Source organism: Paenibacillus paridis, from assembly GCF_006345825.1.
Classification (GTDB): Bacteria; Bacillota; Bacilli; order Paenibacillales; family Paenibacillaceae; genus Pristimantibacillus; species Pristimantibacillus paridis.
Genome location: NZ_VCIX01000092.1, coordinates 34,154 through 53,421 on the forward strand (window position 1 = coordinate 34,154; position 19,268 = coordinate 53,421).

At 48.1% G+C, this 19,268-nt stretch carries 14 protein-coding genes; 11 read left to right on the forward strand and 3 right to left on the reverse strand.

What is annotated here, in order from left to right:
- The first annotated feature begins 38 nt into the window (after window positions 1-38).
- From FJQ58_RS22490 to FJQ58_RS22505, 4 genes are all read left to right on the forward strand, one after another.
- Window positions 39-1,832, forward strand: a complete 1,794-nt coding sequence (locus tag FJQ58_RS22490; protein ID WP_139997065.1) for a type 2 periplasmic-binding domain-containing protein — start codon at window positions 39-41, stop codon at window positions 1,830-1,832.
- A 172-nt stretch (window positions 1,833-2,004) separates the two neighbouring features.
- Entirely contained in the window at window positions 2,005-3,756 is a 1,752-nt protein-coding gene (locus FJQ58_RS22495; protein ID WP_139997066.1) for a sensor histidine kinase, read from the forward strand.
- Window positions 3,749-5,164, forward strand: a complete 1,416-nt coding sequence (locus FJQ58_RS22500) for a response regulator transcription factor (RefSeq protein ID WP_139997067.1) — start codon at window positions 3,749-3,751, stop codon at window positions 5,162-5,164. Before FJQ58_RS22495 ends, FJQ58_RS22500 begins: the two co-directional genes overlap by 8 nt.
- 34 nt (window positions 5,165-5,198) lie before the next feature.
- Window positions 5,199-6,890: an extracellular solute-binding protein gene (locus FJQ58_RS22505; RefSeq protein ID WP_139997068.1), complete on the forward strand. Its 1,692-nt coding sequence runs from the start codon at window positions 5,199-5,201 to the stop codon at window positions 6,888-6,890.
- 407 nt (window positions 6,891-7,297) lie between these two features.
- Here the strand turns inward: FJQ58_RS22505 and FJQ58_RS33245 are convergent, their stop codons facing one another.
- From FJQ58_RS33245 to FJQ58_RS22520, 3 genes are read right to left on the reverse strand one after another with little or no spacing between them, the layout of a single operon-like run.
- Window positions 7,298-9,337 (reverse strand): CotH kinase family protein, encoded by a 2,040-nt coding sequence (locus FJQ58_RS33245; protein WP_139997069.1) that lies wholly within the window; start codon window positions 9,335-9,337, stop codon window positions 7,298-7,300.
- Between the two features lie 18 nt (window positions 9,338-9,355).
- Entirely contained in the window at window positions 9,356-10,072 is a 717-nt protein-coding gene (locus FJQ58_RS22515) for a DUF4956 domain-containing protein (RefSeq protein ID WP_139997070.1), read from the reverse strand.
- A 2-nt stretch (window positions 10,073-10,074) separates the two neighbouring features.
- Window positions 10,075-10,788 (reverse strand): polyphosphate polymerase domain-containing protein, encoded by a 714-nt coding sequence (locus tag FJQ58_RS22520; protein ID WP_139997071.1) that lies wholly within the window; start codon window positions 10,786-10,788, stop codon window positions 10,075-10,077.
- Window positions 10,789-10,938: 150 nt separating this feature from the next.
- On the opposite strand from FJQ58_RS22520, the gene FJQ58_RS22525 reads away from it, so the two are divergent.
- From FJQ58_RS22525 to FJQ58_RS22555, 7 genes are all read left to right on the forward strand, one after another.
- A complete protein-coding gene (locus FJQ58_RS22525; protein WP_420799858.1) occupies window positions 10,939-12,213 on the forward strand; it encodes a purple acid phosphatase family protein in 1,275 nt (424 codons plus the stop codon).
- 135 nt (window positions 12,214-12,348) lie between these two features.
- Complete coding sequence (locus tag FJQ58_RS22530; protein WP_139997072.1) at window positions 12,349-12,777, forward strand: MarR family winged helix-turn-helix transcriptional regulator; 429 nt, start codon at window positions 12,349-12,351, stop codon at window positions 12,775-12,777.
- Between the two features lie 75 nt (window positions 12,778-12,852).
- The gene (locus tag FJQ58_RS22535; RefSeq protein ID WP_238404277.1) at window positions 12,853-13,938 is read left to right on the forward strand and encodes a YhgE/Pip domain-containing protein; all 1,086 of its coding nucleotides are present in this window, start codon (window positions 12,853-12,855) and stop codon (window positions 13,936-13,938) included.
- A gap of 139 nt (window positions 13,939-14,077) precedes the next feature.
- Window positions 14,078-15,847, forward strand: coding sequence for a cache domain-containing sensor histidine kinase (locus FJQ58_RS22540; protein ID WP_162341689.1), 1,770 nt, complete (start codon window positions 14,078-14,080; stop codon window positions 15,845-15,847).
- A complete protein-coding gene (locus tag FJQ58_RS22545) occupies window positions 15,816-16,586 on the forward strand; it encodes a response regulator (protein WP_162341691.1) in 771 nt (256 codons plus the stop codon). The genes FJQ58_RS22540 and FJQ58_RS22545 overlap by 32 nt, the downstream gene beginning before the upstream one ends.
- Window positions 16,507-17,826 (forward strand): ABC transporter substrate-binding protein, encoded by a 1,320-nt coding sequence (locus tag FJQ58_RS22550; protein ID WP_162341693.1) that lies wholly within the window; start codon window positions 16,507-16,509, stop codon window positions 17,824-17,826. Before FJQ58_RS22545 ends, FJQ58_RS22550 begins: the two co-directional genes overlap by 80 nt.
- Before the next feature lie 18 nt (window positions 17,827-17,844).
- Complete coding sequence (locus tag FJQ58_RS22555) at window positions 17,845-19,191, forward strand: ABC transporter substrate-binding protein (protein ID WP_139997076.1); 1,347 nt, start codon at window positions 17,845-17,847, stop codon at window positions 19,189-19,191.
- Window positions 19,192-19,268 lie beyond the last annotated feature (77 nt).

Consider the following 19,268-nt stretch of genomic DNA (forward strand, 5'->3'; position numbering starts at 1 on the left):
TGAATGTGCATTTTTCTAAAAAAAGGGAGGCCACCGCATTGCTATCCATCCGTAAATCCTTGGTTGTCTTGTTGGCGCTCGTGCTAGTCGTAAGTACGGCAGCCTGTACGTCGAGCAGCAACAATAATAAGACGAAAAATCCTGATAGCGGTACCGTGACTAGCAAGCCTACGGAAGGTACGAAAGATCCGGAGCCCGAAGCGAAGGAAGAAATCACCCTAGACGTTTTCTCCATGCTCTCCAACTTCTCTGGCGAGCAGACCGGCTGGTTTGCAAAAGTAATCAAGGATAAATTCAACATTAAGCTGAACATTATCGCTTCAAATCTGGAGGGTGGCGGTGATACGAAATTTGCCACAATGATGGCTTCAGGCGATCTTGGCGACCTTGTCGTGTTCGGCGATGACGGAGAGAAATATTTGACTGCGATCGAAGCGGGCATGCTCGTCGATTGGACGAAGGACGGCTTGCTTGATGACAAAGGGAAAAATATTCTCAAATACGCGCCGAAAGCCATTGAAAAGAATAAAGCTAACTTTGGCAAAGGCTCCAGCGTATACGGCATCGGCTTCGATGTCGGCGACGATAAGCCAGGCCCATCGGAAGCAAAGGATTTGACGTATCACCCGAATCTGCGCTGGGATTTGTATGAGAAGCTGGGGCGTCCGGCGATCAAGACGATGGAGGACTATCTCCCCGTGCTGAAGCAAATGCAGGAGCTGGAGCCAAAAAGCGCAACCGGCCGTCCAACCTACGCCTTCTCGATGTGGGCGGATTGGGATGGCAATATGATGGTCGCTGCCAAGGCTTGGGCCGGTTTGCACGGTTTCGATGAAGGCGACGGATTTAACCCTGGCGGCTTCTCGCTCGTATCCGGCGACAAGGAAGAAATTCAAGGAGTGCTCGACGAGGACGGCTATTATCTTCGCGGCCTCAAGCTTTATTACGATGCGAATCAAATGGGGCTGGTCGACCCGGATTCGATCACGCAAAAATTCGATGACGTTGTAAATAAAATGAAAGACGGCCAGCTGCTCTTTACCTGGTTCCCTTGGCTTGATGATACCTACAACACAGCCGAGCATTTGGCGGAAGGCAAAGGCTTCGCACTCGTGCCATTCGAGGAGGAACGGACGTTCTCTTACGGTTACGATCCATATGGCGGCCAACGCGTCTGGGCGATTGGTTCCAAGGCAAAGCATCCTGACCGCGTGCTGGAATTGATCGATTGGCTTTACAGCCCAGAGGGCATGATGGTTTCCACGAATGGACCGGAAGGCTTAACCTGGGAATTGAAGGATGGCAAGCCGGTGCTAACCGATTTCGGCGTCCAAGCGCTTCCAGCCAATGATTCCCCTGTAGCGGCGGAATTTGGTGGCGGTTCGTATAAGGATGGCATGAATCAGCTGAATAATACTTCCTTTAAAAATACGAACATCAATCCAGATAACGGCGATCCGTACGATTACAACCTTTGGAAATCCGTGCTGGAGAAATCGCCATCCAAGCTGGAGCAAAGCTGGCGCGATGCGATGGGCGGAGCTTTGACGGCAAAGGAATATTTGGAGAAAAACAACCAGCTGTCGGTACTCAAAATGATTTTCACCGGTACGCCGCCTGAAATCAGAAGCCCGGAGCTGGAACAAAAGCGCGGGCAGGTCGCGGATGTAATCAAGCAATATTCCTGGAAAATGGTATTCGCCAAAAATGAAGCGGAGTTTACGAAGCTTCGTGGCGAAATGATCGATAAGGCGAAGGGGCTGGGCTACGATGAAGTGCTTGCCTTCGGTATCGAGCAAAATAAAAAGGTATTCGAATACCGGAAAAAGTAATTGGCCTGCCGCTGGATAACAGCAGGAGACGACCCGCCTATGTGCGGGTCTTTCTTTCTCCCGCTTGGTTTTCTCGTTGCACAATAGGAAAGCAAATTGTAAGATTAGGAAAATAGAAAGTTTTTTCCAATCGCTAAAGGACAGAGCATCGGCAAGGGAGCAGGTGGGCAGCATGGCTTTACAATCGGTCTCGCAAATGGGACATCGCACAAAATCGCTTAGGCGGACGCTTATCCTCTATCTCATGATCGGCTGCTTGCTGCCGCTGATGCTGGTCGGCGTTCTTACCTATTTCTCGATCTATTCCATTTTGGCGAACAAAATTCAAAGCGGAATCAGCGCAAGCCAGCTTCAAGAGGCCGTCAGTCTTGAAAACGCTATCAATAATCTTGATTTTGCATCCAAGCAGTTTGCGCTTGACGGCCAGATTGTCGAGGAGGTATCTACTTTTATTTTGGAGAAGCAGGTATCGGCAAAATCGCAAATGATGAGCTCCATTAATGAAAAAATCAATTTAGTCAATTTTACTAACCCTTATTTAGGGCTTACTGCTTATCTCATGCCAGAAGAGGAAGACCCGGTGCTGTTCTCCAATCTTAGCATGAATCCCGCTATGGACATCGATACGCTTCCGGCGTTTATTACTTACAATGGCGCTAACTATTCCGGCCCCCATAAGACGTTATACAGTACTAGCGAAAATATCGTGTTCTCGGAGCGCCGAATCGTACGCGTTCAAGGCGATAAGCAGGTCTATATTTATTTGGAAACGAACTATAATTTATTTCGGGATTTATTGAAACAGCAGTCTTATGGGATGAAGGTCGCCCATTTGCTCGTAAACGAGCAAGGGCGCGTGACGTACATGGAGGAGACGGCTTTGCCGGAATTTATCCATCAGGCAGCGGAAAGCGGCTCATCGCTTCCTTATGAGGAGCTTGAAGGCTATCATTTGTTCCGCTATACCAGCAAACAAGGCTGGACGCTAATCACGACGGTTAACAAGAGGGTGTACAACAGCGAGATCTATTCTTGGTTCAAAAAAATGATCATATTAGCGTTGTCTACGCTTTTGTTCGCAATATTGTTAGCCTGGATGATATGGAAGCGGGTGTACGGCCCGCTGCGCAAGGTTAATGTGGAAATTGTTCGGCTCGCTGAGAACCGAACAAGTCCGGTTACGTTTACTCATGTTGAGGAATTTGATTTTTTGCTAACCAACTTTCAAGAAATGAAGGATAAAATTAACGGGCTCATTACGGCCGTTACGGAAAACGAAAAACAAAAAAGCCAATTCGAAATTGAGAAGCTGCTCAGTCAAATTAATCCTCATTTTCTGCATAACACCCTAAACACGGTTCAGTGGCTGGCAAGGATGAACGGACAGAAGGAGATAGATAAGCTCGTCACCTTGTTAGTCAAGGTGCTTCATTATAATTTAGGCAAGCAAAGCCTGATTGTCACAGTCAACGAGGAGATTGAGGCCATGACCAATTATATGGAGCTGCAGCGCATTCGATACGATTATGAATTTGATTTTCAATTGGATGTGGATGAAACGATGCTTAGGGTTGCTGTACCCCGTTTTTTGCTACAGCCGCTCGTCGAGAATGCGATCTACCATGGCATGGGTGACCGAGCAGGGAAAATTGTGATACGGATTGCACCATTCAGCGCAGGCCAAATGCTGCTTTGCGTTGAGGATAATGGCTCGGGCATGGCGCCAGAGAGGATCAAGCAGCTGTTGTCGGGGGAGGGCGAGGCGAAGCGCACGGGCCTTGGAATAGGGCTCTCTTATGTAAACCGCATGCTGAAGCGTTTCTATTGCGATCAAATGGAGTTTCGTATCGATAGCGAGTTGGAGGAGGGTACACGGGTGTCAATCCTTATTCCGCAAAAATCAAAGGAGGACTTTGATGATTAAAGCGATCGTTGTAGATGACGAGCGGCTGGTGCGCAAGGGCTTTATTTCATTATTTGATTGGTCTTCTTTCGGTATCGCTATCGTCGGCGAGGCAGCGGATGGGCGTCATGCGCTGGAGCTGCTGAAGCAGACAGAGGCTGAGCTTGTGTTTACCGATATTACGATGCCGGGCATGTCCGGCTTCGAGCTGATTCAGCTCATTAGGCAATGTCATCCGCGCGTTCGTTCCGTCGTGCTCACCTGTCACCATGAATTCGACTATGTGCAAGAAGCGCTTCGTCTTGGGGCGATTGACTATATCGTCAAAACGTTGCTGGAGCCGGATAACGCAAACGACGTGATGCGCCGCATTGTGGATCGACTAGGCTGGGATCAGCATACGCAAAGGGACAATGCAAGGGGAGTGGAGAAGGAACGGATACCGGCAGATGCAGGCTTGCTATTGTATGCTTATTTGCCGGATGCGGACAGCAACGAGCTGTTTCGATTGTCGATCATTAAGCGCAATCCTTTGCTGGAGCTGACAGGCATGTGGTTGATTCCCTTGATCCATGCTGTTTCTGAGCAGGAGCTTCGGCGCGAGCTAGCCCTTACTCTGGGGAGAAGCTGGCGCTCGGTCAAGCTTACCGGTCTGCTGGATCAGCCTTTGGATGAGATCAAGCAAAAGCTCGAGCAGAGCATGCCTTTATATGTATTTTACAATTACAATTCAGCTTCGGCAGAAGGCGGAGCTTGTGTGGGATACGCGCAATTGGTTCAGCTCGCCCAGCTAAAGGCCAAGCAACCCTCGCTGGTGCCTTCGGATGGCTTGGAGTTGAAATGGACGTTATATTCAGCGGATTGGGAGCTTTTCCTGCGGCAGGTAGCGGAGCACTATGTTTTGCCGGATAAGCTTGCACAGTTCGGAGCAGAGCTCTGCACGGATTGGGGCAGGCTGCTGATGACCGAGAAGGATGTCACATATTTGCAAGGGGAAATAGACGGGCTGTTAAGCTGGGAGGATTGGAAAGTATGGCTCAGACGCTTCTCTGACACGGTGCAGCGCCGGATGCTGGAGCTCGGCTTCTCCAAAGAGGTCATGTATTGTTTGATTCGTGCGATCCTATTTATGAAGGCGGAGGCTAGCGTCAAGCTGAATCAGACGGATGTAGCCGATCATGTGAAGATGAGCCGCGGATATTTCAGCCGCTGCTTTGCAAAATTTGCGGGAGAACCTTTCGGTGCTATGCTAAGGCGAATGAGAATAGAACGGGCGAAGCAGCTGCTTATTGAATCGGAGCTTCCTGTTTATGAGATTTCCTATTTGGTAGGTTTCGAGGACGATAAATATTTCAGCAAGCTATTTCGGGAAAATGTCGGTCAGCTGCCCACGGAGTACCGCACGGCTGCGGCCAGGTCCACTCGCTGAGTTTTGAATCCATGAGGAGAAGGAGGGTCATTCATTGAAAAGATTAGGAGCCCTGCTGGCAAGCCTATTGCTCCTGTTGAGCGGATGCACCGGGAATGGCGATGCTCCTTCATCCTCAAAGGATAAAGAGCAGAGAAACAAGGCGGTGACGTCTGCAAAGGAGAACCATCCGCAGTCGGATGCTTACGGGAAATATGAGAAACCGGTAACGGTGAAAATAGGCTTTAAGGTGCCCGAATCTACACTGTCCGGAGGAAACACAAACGATAACAATCCGATCTCTCGTTATTTTGAAAGCATGACCAATATTAAAGTAGAGCATTCTTGGGAGGCAAAGGGCGAAGAAGCCTTTAAGCAAAAAGTGAATCTCGCTATTGCGAGCGGTGATTTGCCTGATGCGATGGTGGTGGACCGCGATCAGCTGAAGAAGCTGATGGCAAACGATATGATCGAGGATTTAAGTCAGGTGTTTCCGCAGTACGGCTCGGAGCTGGTCCAGGCGATATACGAATCGACAAATGGGCAAGCGCTTCAAGAAGCAACGTTTGATGGAAAGCTGTACGGACTATCGAACATAGCGATAAAAGCGGATTCGACCTCCTTGCTCTGGTATCGCCAGGATTGGCTGGATAAGCTAGGATTGTCCCCTCCAACAACGATTTCGGAGATCGAGAAGGTGGCGCTGGCATTCGTCCAACAGGACCCGGATGGAGACGGCAAAGCAAATACGGTTGGGCTCGCGGGAGATAAAACGATTCTTTATGGCCAGAAACCAAATATGAACGGATTTGAAGCGATTTTTCATTCCTTTTATTCTTTTCCTAAAAATTGGGTAAAGGGCACTGGCGGCGCGGTCATCTACGGGTCAATCATGCCGGAGACAAAGCAGGCGTTATCCCTTTTGGCGGATTGGTATAAGCGCGGAGTCATAGATCCCCAGTTCGTTCTCTATAAGGAGACGCAGGAACCGATTACGTCTAACAGAGCAGGCTTGTTTTTTGGCCCATGGTGGATGCCTTATTGGCCTTTATCTGATTCTGTTGCCCGGGATACGAAGGCGGAATGGCGCGCCATTGCGTCTCCTATTGGCGTGAATGGCCGTTTTGTGACGCATGCTGCTCCGGTAACGGACCGTTATTTGGTCGTGCGCAAAGGTTTTGAGCATCCGGAAGCGATCATAAAGCTGCTTAATATGTTTACGCGGCTGGAACGAAGACAAGATCCGAATGAGGAGCAGATCAAGATGATGGATGATTTTGCTGCTGAATCCGGCGTTCAATTGCGTCATTATTATCCGTTTGATTTGCTGCTCGATTATTCCAATGCAATTGAAACCCGCTATATGGATTTGCAAAAGGTGATGAGCGGTGAGATGAGTTCGGCAAGCCTCGATCCAGACACGCTGCAGCTTTATGAAATGACGGTATTTGAAAATGATAACCCAAAGAAGAACATGGATGCGTGGAAAGCGTCAAACGCTTATAAGTACGGAGCCAAAGCGCTTCGTTTGTCAGAGGCAGAGGAGGTGCACAGCGTCTTCTTTGGTTCGACGGCGACAATGGACGTAAAGTGGGCAGAGCTTGAAAAGCTTGAGAATGAAGTGTTTCTTCAAATCATTGTAGGCGATCAGCCCATTTCGGCCTTTGATGGTTTCGTCCAGCGATGGAAGGAGCTTGGGGGGGAGCAAATTACGAAGGAGGTAGCGGCTAGCGTAGCGAGGGAGTAGGGCGGAGCGAGTATGAATGGGGTTACGCGAAAATTTGGAAGTGAAAAGTAAAAAGTGGAAATCGTGATTTTAATGGAAATTTTCCCGCTAATTCAATGAAAATCAGGATTTCATGGCATATAGTTGGAATTTCTCCCGCTAATTCCAAAGAAATTGCTGAAAAAAGCGAAAATCGGATAAATTACCGGGACAAATTCCTGCTATTTCAGTTTCCAAGAGAATTACAATAATTTAGCGGGACAAATTCCTTTTATTTCAGCGAACATTATAAAAGTTTAAAAGATATCTCCTAAACCAAATAAAGGACAACTTCATTGATTTGTATTTTCAATATTAAAATAAACAAGGAAGCGGCAGCTAGGGCGAATGTAAGCCCGGACTGCCGCTTCCTTGTTTGCTTTTGCTTGTTAAAGCCGTTTGCGTTTGTAATAGACGACGAATGCGCAGGAGAGAAGCAGGATCGCGATGGCAATCCCGGCAGTTGCGGCTTCCTTTGGACTGCCTTGAGGCTGAGCGTTTGCAGTGCCTGGCCCGCCGAAGCCGCCGCCACCCATGCCGCCCATACCGCCGCCGAAGCCGCCTTGCCCATCCGGCGGTTGACCGCCGCCAAAACCACCCTGCATGCCGCCCCCTTGTTGGTTAGGCATTTGACCATCCGGTGGAGCCATGCCTCCGCCCTGTTGGTCAGGCATTTGCCCATCCGGCGGGGTGATGCCTCCATCTTCTTGTGGGGCTTGCCCATTAGGGACAGCAGTTCCAGCGGCCCCTTGCCCGCTCTCTGCCGTATTGCCATTTGGTGCAGAGCCAGCCGCTGGAGGCGTACCTTGACTGTCATTAACATCAGTGTCAACAGCGGTTTCGATGGCAGATGTATTTACGTTGCCGTTGAAATCAGCCTGCTTAGCCGTGGGAGATATGCCGCTGTTTGCTTTAGCTCCCGCGGAGGCTTGATCCGCTTGCTCGTCAACTGCCGCCGCAGCTGCTTGCGTGTTATCTGTCTTGGCAGCTGGCGCAGCGTTCGGAGCCGCTCCGTCGGTTGGTTGTGTATTTTGCCCGTTATTCGGTTGAGCGTTTTGTTGAGGATTTTGACGGTTGCCGCCGAAGCCGCCACCGCCCATACCGCCGCCACCTCTGCCGCCACCGCCGAAGCCGCTGCTTCCGCTGCCGGATCCGTCGCCGGAGGAAGGAATAGTGCCGGCAAGCTGCTGCGCAATCGAGCTGGTTTGCGTGGCGTTAAATGAAATGACCTGCGTCACGCCTTGCTCATACTGTTCATACGTGTAGAAGGATGACGGGTCTGCTTTCACGTAGGGGGAGATCAATTCCTTAATTTCCGCAATACGGGCTTGGAATGTCTCGTCAGCCAAATAACCCTCCAGCATATCGGTCACGATCTCATGGTATTTTTCTTTGTAGGCATCGACCTTGAGCAGCTTGTCGATGAGCGGACGGTCAGCTAACGTTCCTGTCGTTGGCTCATCGATTAACACCCCTGAGCCGCCAAAGCCGCCGAAGGACATATTATAATCCCATGGCAAAATATTAAATAAGCCGTCGTTCTCATACAAATAATAATTATGCTTTTTCTCAGACAGATAGCTGTCAAAATTACCGGCTACGGCGTTTAGCGCGATAAACTTTAATGCCTCATCCACGTCCAGCACACTTTCGTAATCGGTGCCGTTGTTAAGCTCATCGACCATATCGAGCAAAATATCATCATTGGATTTGTCTGATTTCAAATCAAGGCCAGTGTAGGCGTCGATCGTCTCAAGCCAGTTCAACTCACTGCCATTGCCGCCATTTGCTTTGTACAGCGCGCCATAGGCATTGCCAAAGTTTCGTTCGAGATAGGCGTCTCCTATTTGCTCAATGGCCAAATAAAATCCCCATAGCTCATCGTTGACATAGACGTTGACATACGAAAATTTTGGCGTAGGCAGGCCCATTTGCTCCGCCAGCTCATACGAGAGAAATTCGCGCATGTAGGAAGCATCGCTATAATTGTTGTTCAGATTGATTTTGCTGATGCCTTGAAGCGTTTGATTGACATATTCATCGAAGGAGATTTTAAAGCTGTATCGATCGGAATCCGTCATATTCACGACGCTGTTTAGGCTAAGATTGCCTTTTGTGCGAATGGCGACGTTGTCAAAGGTTTGGCCGTTGTATTCGACGGAGGCTTGCTTGTATTCCTCCGCGCTTGCATTGTCAAGCATATTTTGGAAATCGTCCTTGTCAATTGTAATTTTGACATCGACGACTTTATCCTTTGGAAACACTGTTTCATCAAGCTTCTGCTCATCTGCTGATTTCTCGCCTGCGCTCGCCGTTGTACCCGTGCTGGCGAGACCGAAGGAAGTACCGCCAATGGTACATCCCGTCAGTCCGAATATCAAGAGGATGGAGCAAAAGCAAAGCAATACAACTTGAGCTTTCGCTTTCATTAGAGCACCTCCTGAGTGTTAGGACACATAATCCCCGCTGTAGCTGATCAGCACAGCATTGCGAACGCCCGCCAGCTCGGTTAATTGATTGACAAACCGGCCGGTCTCGTCGCGAAGTCGAATTTCAAGCGTCATTTCAATGTTGCCTTGCGTTACTGTTTTTTGCTTCACGTTGTAGCGTTTCACGAGTGTGCCGATTTGCTTGTGAACGAGCTGTTCGGTTGCATCGCTATCGCAATTGACCACGAGCAGATATGGGGTTTCAACGGAACCGCCTTTGACGAAGAAGAAGAGGATCAGTCCAACAACGATTGAGCCGATAACTGCCAATGTATAAAATCCAGCGCCTGTTACGATGCCTGCAACCGCCGCCCAGAACAGGAAGATCAGATCGGTCGGGTCTTTGATTGGCGTTCTGAAACGGACGATGGACAAAGCGCCAACCATACCGAGCGAGAGCACGAGATTGGAGTTGATCGCGATAATAACCATCGCTGTAATCATGGTCATGCCAATCAGCGATACGTTGAAGCTCTTAGAATAAAGCACGCCGCTGAAAATTCGTTTATAAAGCAAGTAGATGAAGAAGCCTAGCAGGAATGCGACGCCTAACGTGACCAATATTTTGGAGATGCTGATGCTCGACGTAAAGTTATCCAGCACCGAGTTTTTTAATAGGTCGGCGAAGCTTGACGATGTTTCGGTCGCTGCGGCAGCTGTAGTTGTGGTTTCCATTTTTAATAATCCTCCCAAGGGTTAAATTTCAAATGTTTCCGGCAAATGACGTATTTCGAAGCGGATTGGCGATTTAAGCCTTCCAGCTGCAAGGCGATTTTGATATAAGCGGGAATATAGGCATCGTATTTGACCTCAAGAATGATCAGGTCGTTATCGAGCGCACGGATCGGCTCCAGGCTTTTGTCAAAAATATCGACGGCGTGCAATCCCGTTCGGAGTTCCTTGTCAAAGGTGATCCGCACATTGCCGTTTTCGCAAACATAGGGTTCACGGACATAGTCGACAATGACCTTCGGACGCAGCAGCTTATCTTTCATCTCATCATATATCTCATCGAGAAGCGGCTTTTTTTGCTCCTTCAGCACTTCATAATCGCCGGCCATGAGCCTGTCGAACATAGCTCTGGTAAGCGGTTCCTTCACCTTAGCAATGTAATCACGAAACTTAATTTTTTTCTCAAAATGAATGATATTATCCTGGCCGTTATAGATTCGGATCCGATATTTGCTGCGGTCACGAATGCCGCCCAGTTTCTCATGCAGCGCCTTGTTGTTGATATCATCAAAATACAAGCTTCGAATATGGTACTCGCCCGTAGGTCCCACATGCTTGTCCTGCTCCATCAGATCTTTGAGCCTCTGGCGTATAATGAAATATTGATGATAATTAACGAAAAATTTCAATTCATTTCGGTAGGTTAGATTTGTATTCATTTCACACCTCTTTTCTAGTTCAACGCCCCTTGTTGCTTACAGATGTTATTCTACTGGCCTTTACTTATTCTTAACTTAAGGCTGGCTGAAAGATTGCTGAATGCGCCAGCTGGGCGTTATTTGTTAAGATAGCATGAAGAGGAAGGGAGAGTGGCAGACTTGAAAATACGAAAAGACATGCTCGCCTTGCTAGTATGCTGCGCTTTATTAATTGTAGGAGCAGTAGGAATGGAATGGCTGAAAGCGGAAAAGGAGAAGAAGCCGATCGCCATCGTAACGACATTCAAAGATGACCCCAAGACCAGCCGTGCTTTCACATGGCATACTCAAAATGGGCAGGCAGCGGCTATCGTGCAGATTGTAGAAGGCGAGAACGCAGCAGACTGGGAGTCGGCTAAGGTCATGACCTTTACAGGGACGACAGAGGCGCTTGATTCGGAAGCAAATGTTGTGCAAGCTGCGCATAAAGCAGAAGCCACCGGGCTTGAGCCGGGAACGACCTACACCTACCGCGTAGGCAGCGGAAAGGAAAAAGAGTGGAGCGACAAGGCAACGTTTAAGACGGAGGCAGCCCAAGAGGAGGCTTTTACATTTATTAATGTGACGGATTCGCAGGGCATCACTGAGCAGGATTTTGAGCTCTGGGGAAATACAATGGATCAGGCGTTTGCGACGTTTCCTGACTCGGCATTCATTGTCCATAACGGTGATTTGACGGAGGAGCCGGCGGATGAGCAGGCATGGACGCATCTGTTCGCCAAAGCGAGCAAATGGGTGACGCGCATTCCGTTCATGCCTGTAACGGGCAATCATGACGAGGTAGACGGGGAGGCAGGCCACTTCGTTTCGCATTTCAATTTACCCGTGAACGGGGAAGAGGATTCGATTGAAGGCACCAATTATTCATTTGACTACGCTAACGTTCATTTTGTATTTTTGAATACGGAATCGAACATCAAGAAGCAGACGAAGTGGCTCAGAAGCGACCTTGAAAATTCGTCGCAGCCGTGGACAGTCGTCGCTGTTCACCAAGGCCCTTACGGCGGAAACACGAACAAAAAAGTGAAGGATTGGACGGAGCTGTTCGATGAGTTCAAGGTGGACCTTGTGCTTCAAGGGCATAACCATGAATATTCGCGTTCGTATCCGATTCGGGACGGCAAGGTTGTCGGCGACGGGGAGTCAGCCGTTAACAATCGGGAAGGCACAGTTTATGTGGTGACGAATGCGTCCGGCCAAAAGTTTAACGAGAAGAAGGAAGACCAATTTTATCATAAGGTCCATTTTCAAAATGAAAAGCAAATGTTTGCCGGCATTACCGTTGACGGAACGACGTTGACCTACCAGGCTTATGATGTGGATGGATTAATGCTGGATGAGTTTGTCCTGCAGCATGGATTGGAGTTGAAGCATAAGGTAGGGTAACCAGTATGCCGGAAGGGGATTTTTTTCATGGAACATTCGGATCGAACAAGCCTTGCTTTTTTGGGGGGCAATGGCCTATAATGGCGAAGGGAGATAATAGCATGTGCATGTATTTTTAAGAAGGAGGAGTTTATCATGGGTTTTGACATTGATCAGCGTTCGATTGGCTTTCTGCTTACAAGAACCAGCATTGCCAATAAGAAAGTGTTAAGCCGGGCACTCCTACCCTATGATATTACTCCAGAGCAATATGGCGTTCTTAGCCGTTTATTCCGAAAAGACGGGATATCACAGAAGCAGCTGTCGGAGCTGATTGTTCGCGATCAGACAAGCATTGGCAAGGTGCTGGACAAGCTGGAGCGGAAGGAGCTTATTGTTCGTCAGGATGATCCAACGGATCGTAGAGCTTTTTTACTTTATTTGACGACTAAGGGAAGAGAGCTGGCCGAACTGCTCGTTTCCCATGTTGAGGCCATTCACGCGAAGGCATCGGAAGGGATTGCGGAGGAAGACATTGATGTATTTGTGAAAGTCATCAATCAATTATATCGTAATCTGTCTTAATCTTTTTTTCGGCAAATAGGTGCATATGCATATATGTCATATGATACTATATAAATGATGTTGGAGGTTGGAGAAGTGAAGGTATTTCAACGTTTTTTAAAGGCGCCGACAACGCCGGTAGGTTTGGTGTTTGGTTTGGTTGTGCCACTCTTGTTTGTGATCTTTTGGATGACTGGATACAATGGGGCGACCGACCGGATAGACCAATTGCATGTTGCTCTTGTTGCGGAAGCGAGTACGCAAGGCGCGGATATTGCGGATCGCATCGCATCGACTGCTCCTTTTTATGCGGAAAGGTTCTCCTCGCTGGAGGAGGCGCAAGCGAAAATGAACGAAGGCGCACTTCATATGGTCATTAGCGTTCCAGCAGAACTGGCGCAGGATGTGCGAGAAGCTGGAAATGGTAAGCTGGTCTATTATGTAAACCAAGCGAATTCCGATGTAGCCAAAAGCATGATGGAAACCGTTGCCGAGCAGATTACCCGCGAAGTGAGCGGAAATCTGACCGGCGTAACCGAGCTTCCGGTGCAAGCTGAGATCATTAAGACGAATCCGGTCAGCAACTTCTCCACGTCAATGCTGCCGATGATTCTTGGATTTATCACCTACATTGCGGTAATGACCATGAACATTCAGCTGAATTTATCTTCTCTGAAGCTGCAAAGTGAATTCGGCAAGTGGGAAATTTTCTTCGCAAGGCAAAAGCTTTATGCACTCGCAGCTGTTTTGTTCCCGCTGATCATTACCGGAGCGGCGATGCTGTTTGTCGATGTCCATAGCTCTTTTCTTGCGATGTGGGCATTTCACATGCTTGTGTACCTGACTTGCATTTGCGTCACACAAATGGGATTCGCCCTCTTCGGACAAGCAGGGCCCTTATTTAACGTAGGTCTCGTTCCGCTGCAGCTGTTGACAGCCGGCAATATTATACCGGCGATTATGCTTACGGGTTTCTATCGCCAACTCGGACATTTTCTGCCAGCGCCTAATGCGATCCAAGGATACACGAAATTGATTTATGGCAGCGGCGGTTCCATTTCCATCTATGTGATCAACATGCTGCTCATTTCGGCAGTATGCTGGGGAATAACGGTGCTGGTGCTAGCATTGAAAGAGCGGCCTGCCAAGGTGGAGCTGTCGCAAACCACACCCCTTATCTAATCAGTTCCATACAAAAGAAAGGTAAAGCAAGAAATCGGCAGCTGCTGATTTCTTGCTTTTTTTTGGTGTTTTTTAAATAGTGCTATTAAACCATTAATCACGTATGTATACTTGGGATTATGGAAGTGACGGTGATGAAATGAAAAAACTAAAAATCAAACATAAGCTTTTTGTTTTTATTTTTCTCGGTGCGACGGTAACGAGCTTGCTTGGGTTATTGTTTGTCCATAAATCACAGATGCTGTATGAGCAGCTTATTTATAAGGAAACCTCAGATAAATTTTTCTTATTTTCACAGCGAATCGAAGAGAAGCTGAAAGCAATCGATAAACTGTCATTGACGATTATGACGAACCCTGATGTACAGCAGCATCTTAAAACGATAAAAGAAAGTAACGGCGGCTTTGAATCGTTTGAGGCGGCGAGCAAGCTAAAGCAAATGTTGTTGAAGTATCAGCAGACGGATACCTCAGCGGCTTCGATTCTGATTGTTGACGCTAACGGAGGCAAAAACAGCGTTGGCGTATTTCCTTCCCAAATCAATGATTTGCAACTGCAAGAGCTCGTGCAACAGGCTGCCCGCCATGAAGGAGCAAGCTCATGGGTCGGCGGCAGTTCGCAAGCGAACATTTTTATGGCTAACCGGGAGATTAGAGAGATTAATCAGCTTAGCTTGCAGCCGATCGGTACGCTTATCATTACCATTCCAGCAAGCGAGGCCGTTTATGCCACGCCTGCCGAAAAGTTGAAATATGGATCGTCGCTGTTGATCCAGACGGGGGAAGGCATTATTTATCAGGAGCTGAGCCCATCCGATCTACCTGCGCTTCCGACTGATCGAAGCGAGGAATATAGTGTGATCAGCTTGAAGGGGGTAAAGTACCTGGCGGCATACTTCAAGCTCGATTATACAGGTTGGACGTTCATCCATCTTATTCCGTATGGAGCGATATTCAAAAATGTCACGGTAATGAAAAGTATCTTAATCCTGCTGTACGTGCTGGTTTTATTTCAATTGCTTTGGCTCGGCTGGATTTTCTCCCGCACCATTACAAAATCGATTGAACAGCTTTCCCGTAAAATGCTTAGCGTGGAAAAGGGGGATTTCGGGATTTCAGCGAGCGGAGCAGAGCTTCAGCAGGATGAAATCGGGCTGCTCAACCGCAATTTTGATAGGATGACGGATCGGCTGAACACTCTAATCAATGAAAATTATATTAAGCAAATCAAGCTCAATGAAGCGAAGTACGATATGTTGAAAGCAAAGCTGAACCCTCATTTTTTGTACAATACGCTGGATTCAATTAACTGGATGGCTCGCATGAATGGGCAAATGGCGATCTCGGGCATGGTGAAGGCGCTCGGCAATATGCTTCGCATTACCGTTAATACGAAAGAAATGGTTACATTGGGAGAAGAGCTCGGCCATTTGCAAAACTACATAGCGATACAGCAGTTCCGTTTTGAGGAGCGATTGGTTTACGAAGTGAACTTGCCGCCTGATCTGCAGCATCTATTCATGCCGAGCATGCTGCTTCAGCCGATTGTAGAAAACTGCGTGAAATATGGGACAGATGCCGAGACGGGACATTGCAATATCTCGATTCGAGCGGAATTGAAAGATCGGAGGCTTGAAATATCTGTGCGTGACCAAGGACCAGGCTTTCCAATCGATAATCATTGGCAATCAGGAACAAAGGAGAAGCTGGCCGAGAGCACGGGGATAGGGCTGCGGAGCATAGACGAAAGGCTGAAGCTGCTTTACGGCGATAGCTTCGGTATCGTGCTGGAGGCAGCAGAAGGCAGAGGAATGATGGTGAGGCTTGCCATTCCCGTCATAAATCAGGAATATGCCAATCAAGGAGGAGAGACAGAGGATGAACGAATTCAGCGTATATTTGGCCGATGATGAGCGAATGATCCGTGAAGGCATTAAGCATTTGGTGCCGTGGGATATGCTCAACCTCCACTTTCTCGGAGCAGGCTCAGACGGAAGGGAAGCTTACAGCCAAATTACGGAGCTTAAGCCTGACATTGTGATCACGGATATCAAAATGCCGGGTATGGACGGCATTGAGCTGATTAGAAAAATCAAAGAGGAGCTCGGCGAGATCCATTTTATCGTGCTTTCCGGTTATGGGGAATTTGAGCTGGCTACACAAGCGATGAAGCATGGCGTAAAGCATTATTTGCTTAAACCTTGTGACGAAACCGAAATTATTGCAGTGCTTAAGCAAGTAGTACACGATTTGCAAGAAGACAAGAGCAAGCGCGAGCGTATTGAGGCAACGGACAAAATTCGTATTTTGAACATGCGTTCACTTGAGGAAATTCATCAATATCTTCAATACGAAGCTTTAGAGAATCCTGCGCAGCATGAAGCTGCATTCGGGAATGCGGGCAGGCTGCTCATCGACCGTATGCAGCAGATGGTACAGGAAAACCTTGGGAACGAGGAGCTCTCTTTGTTATGGCTTGCTCAAAACCATTTTTTTATGAATGCCGAATATTTGGGAAAGGTATTCCGCAAGCAAAGCAATAAGTCTATTGAAAAAAGGATGGAGACCGATGCGGAGTATGAAGATGATTGGCTTTTCGGCGGGAATGCTGCTCATTTTCGTACTATCCTCTTATGCATATTCACTTGATTTAAAGGACCAGAGCAAGCCGCTTAATGGCCTAGCTAACGAGCAAATCGTTACGTTAAGAATGACCTACTGGGCTGGCTCACAACTTACGATCGATAAAAACACTGCTGTCATCGAGCGTTTCGAGAAGGCTTATCCGTCGATAAAAGTTCAAGCCAGCTATTATTCAGGTGACGCTTATGACGAGCAATTGATGGTCATGGCAGCAGCGAATAACCTGCCTGATGTCGTGCGTATCGATTATGCCAACATGGCCAGGTACGCGAAAAAAAGCTTGTTGCTGCCTCTTGATGATTATATCTCTCGTCAAGTCATCGATCTCGAAGGTGTTCATCCGGTGCATAATGCAGGAGCCATGCTAAATGGCAAGCAGTATGGCCTTAACATCGGCAACAATGCGCTAGTTTTGTTTTATGACAAGGAACTGCTGAACCAAGCGGGAGTAGAGCCTCCTAGTCGCAATTATACATGGGAGCAATACGAGAGTGATCTTCGCGCTATTCGAGATCGTACCGGCCATTACGGGGATACGCATCTGACGCAGCATCATTTTCGGGTATGGCTGCGAGCCAATGCTGCAACCTTTTACAATGAAGACCAGAATGGTCTAGGTTACTGGGATGACCAGCTGTTTATCGATTTTTTTAATAAGCAGCTAAGTTGGCAGAAGGAAGGCTTACTTACGCCGCTAAGCACGGAGCTGGAAACCCGGAATTTGGAGGATGGCCCGTTTCCGAGGGGCCAGACAGCATTCGGAGGCTTTACCTATTGGAGCAACCAAATTGATATTGTGGAGAAGCAATTGGGCAAGCAGGTCGGGCTTGCCGCTTATCCCGGAGCGGGTATCCATGGGATGTACATCAAACCATCCTTTTTCCACTCGATAGCCAAATCTTCAAAGCACCCGGAAGAGGCTGCGTTATTCATCAATTATTATACAAATGATTTGGATGCAGCAACCGCTCTAAACGCTTATTTTGGCGTTCCTTACAACCCTAAGGTGATTGCCGGCTTGAAGGAGACATTCACGGTCACGCAGCAAAATGTGCTGGATTATTTATCGGATGTCGAAAGGTACGGAAGTTTCATTGACCCACCTGATCCCATTGCAGGGCCGGAGGTTAATCAGTTGTTTAAATCCATTAGCAATGAAATTTTGTTCGAGCGGATTACGCCTGAGGCTGGCGCAGCAAAGTTCCGAACGGAAACAAACGCCATTCTAAGCCGAAATTCGTTATGAGAAGGAGAGAGAGTTACGATGCGTTCGATTAAAAAACGGTATTCCGCTATTTTATTGCTCTTAGCTATTGGCTTAACGGCTTGCGGAGGGGGCAATACGAATAATGCCTCTACTAACGAAGCGAACAACACCCCAAAAACGAGTGCTTCCGAAACAAAGGAAGCTTCATCCACTGAGCCAGTAACGATCCGCGTAAGCTACTGGGCGGGAACCCAACTAACGATTGATGCCCATGACAACGTTGTAAAGCTGTTTGAAGCCGCTTATCCTAACATTAAAGTGCAATCCGAATATGCGACGGGTGCCGATTATACGGATAAAATTCTAGTGCAAGCGGCATCGAAGGATTTGGCAGATGTCGTACGCGTCGATTATTCGCAAATTAAAAACTATGTAAGCAAGGGTTTGCTTCAGCCGTTGGATGAGTACGTTGCGGATAAAACCATCGATTTGGAGGGAATTAACCCTCTCCATACTGATGTGGGCAAAGTGGACGACAAGCTATACGGCGTCAATATCGGCAACAACGCGCTCGTCCTATTTTATGATCCGGATAAGCTGAAGGAAGCAGGCGTTGAGGCGCCTGCTGCATCAGGTTATACATGGGAGCAATACGAGCAGGACTTGCAGACAGTTAAAGATAAGCTGGGCATTTACGGCGACACGCATTTTGGTCAATCCCAATATGAAATCTGGCTTCGCCAGCATGACGCTAAGCTTTACAATGACGCGCAGGATGGCCTTGGCTATGAGGACGACGGCTTGTTTACGGAGTTTTTTGAAACGCAGCTGCGGCTGCAAAAGAAAGAACTGCTCACGCCGGTAGCTGTTGAATCGGAGATTAAAGCACTTGAGGACGGTCCGTTCCCGAAAGGCAACTCTGCCTATGGCGGCTGGGGTTACTGGAGCGGCAGCCACAGCGCGGTCGTTGAGAAGCAGTTAAATAAGGTTGTTGGCTTCTCGTTGTTCCCAGGCCCAGGCAAAGGAGCTTACATTAAGCCATCCTTCTTCCACGGCATTTCAAGCAACTCGAAGCATCCTAAGGAAGCGGCTCAGTTTATCGAGTTCTACACAAACAATATTGAGGCAGCAAAATCGTTGGATGGTTATTTCGGCTTTCCCTATAATCCTAAAGTGCTTGCAGGCGTAGAATCAGAGTTTACAGATACGCAGAAGAGAGTACGCGCGTATTTGGATTTGGTTGAATCGCAAGGCAGTCCGATTGATCCGCCTGCTCCTGCAGCCGGAAGCGAAGTGAGCACCTCATTCAAAAACATCGCGTCGGAAATTTTCTATGAGAAACTGACGCCAGCTGAAGGCGCAAAGCGTTTCCGCCAGGAAGCAAATAAAGCATTGAAAAAGTAACTATGCATTCGCTATAGGCGGTGTCAGCGGCCTTCTCATCCATGGGATAGAAGGCCGCATTTATGAAGTATGCAGAT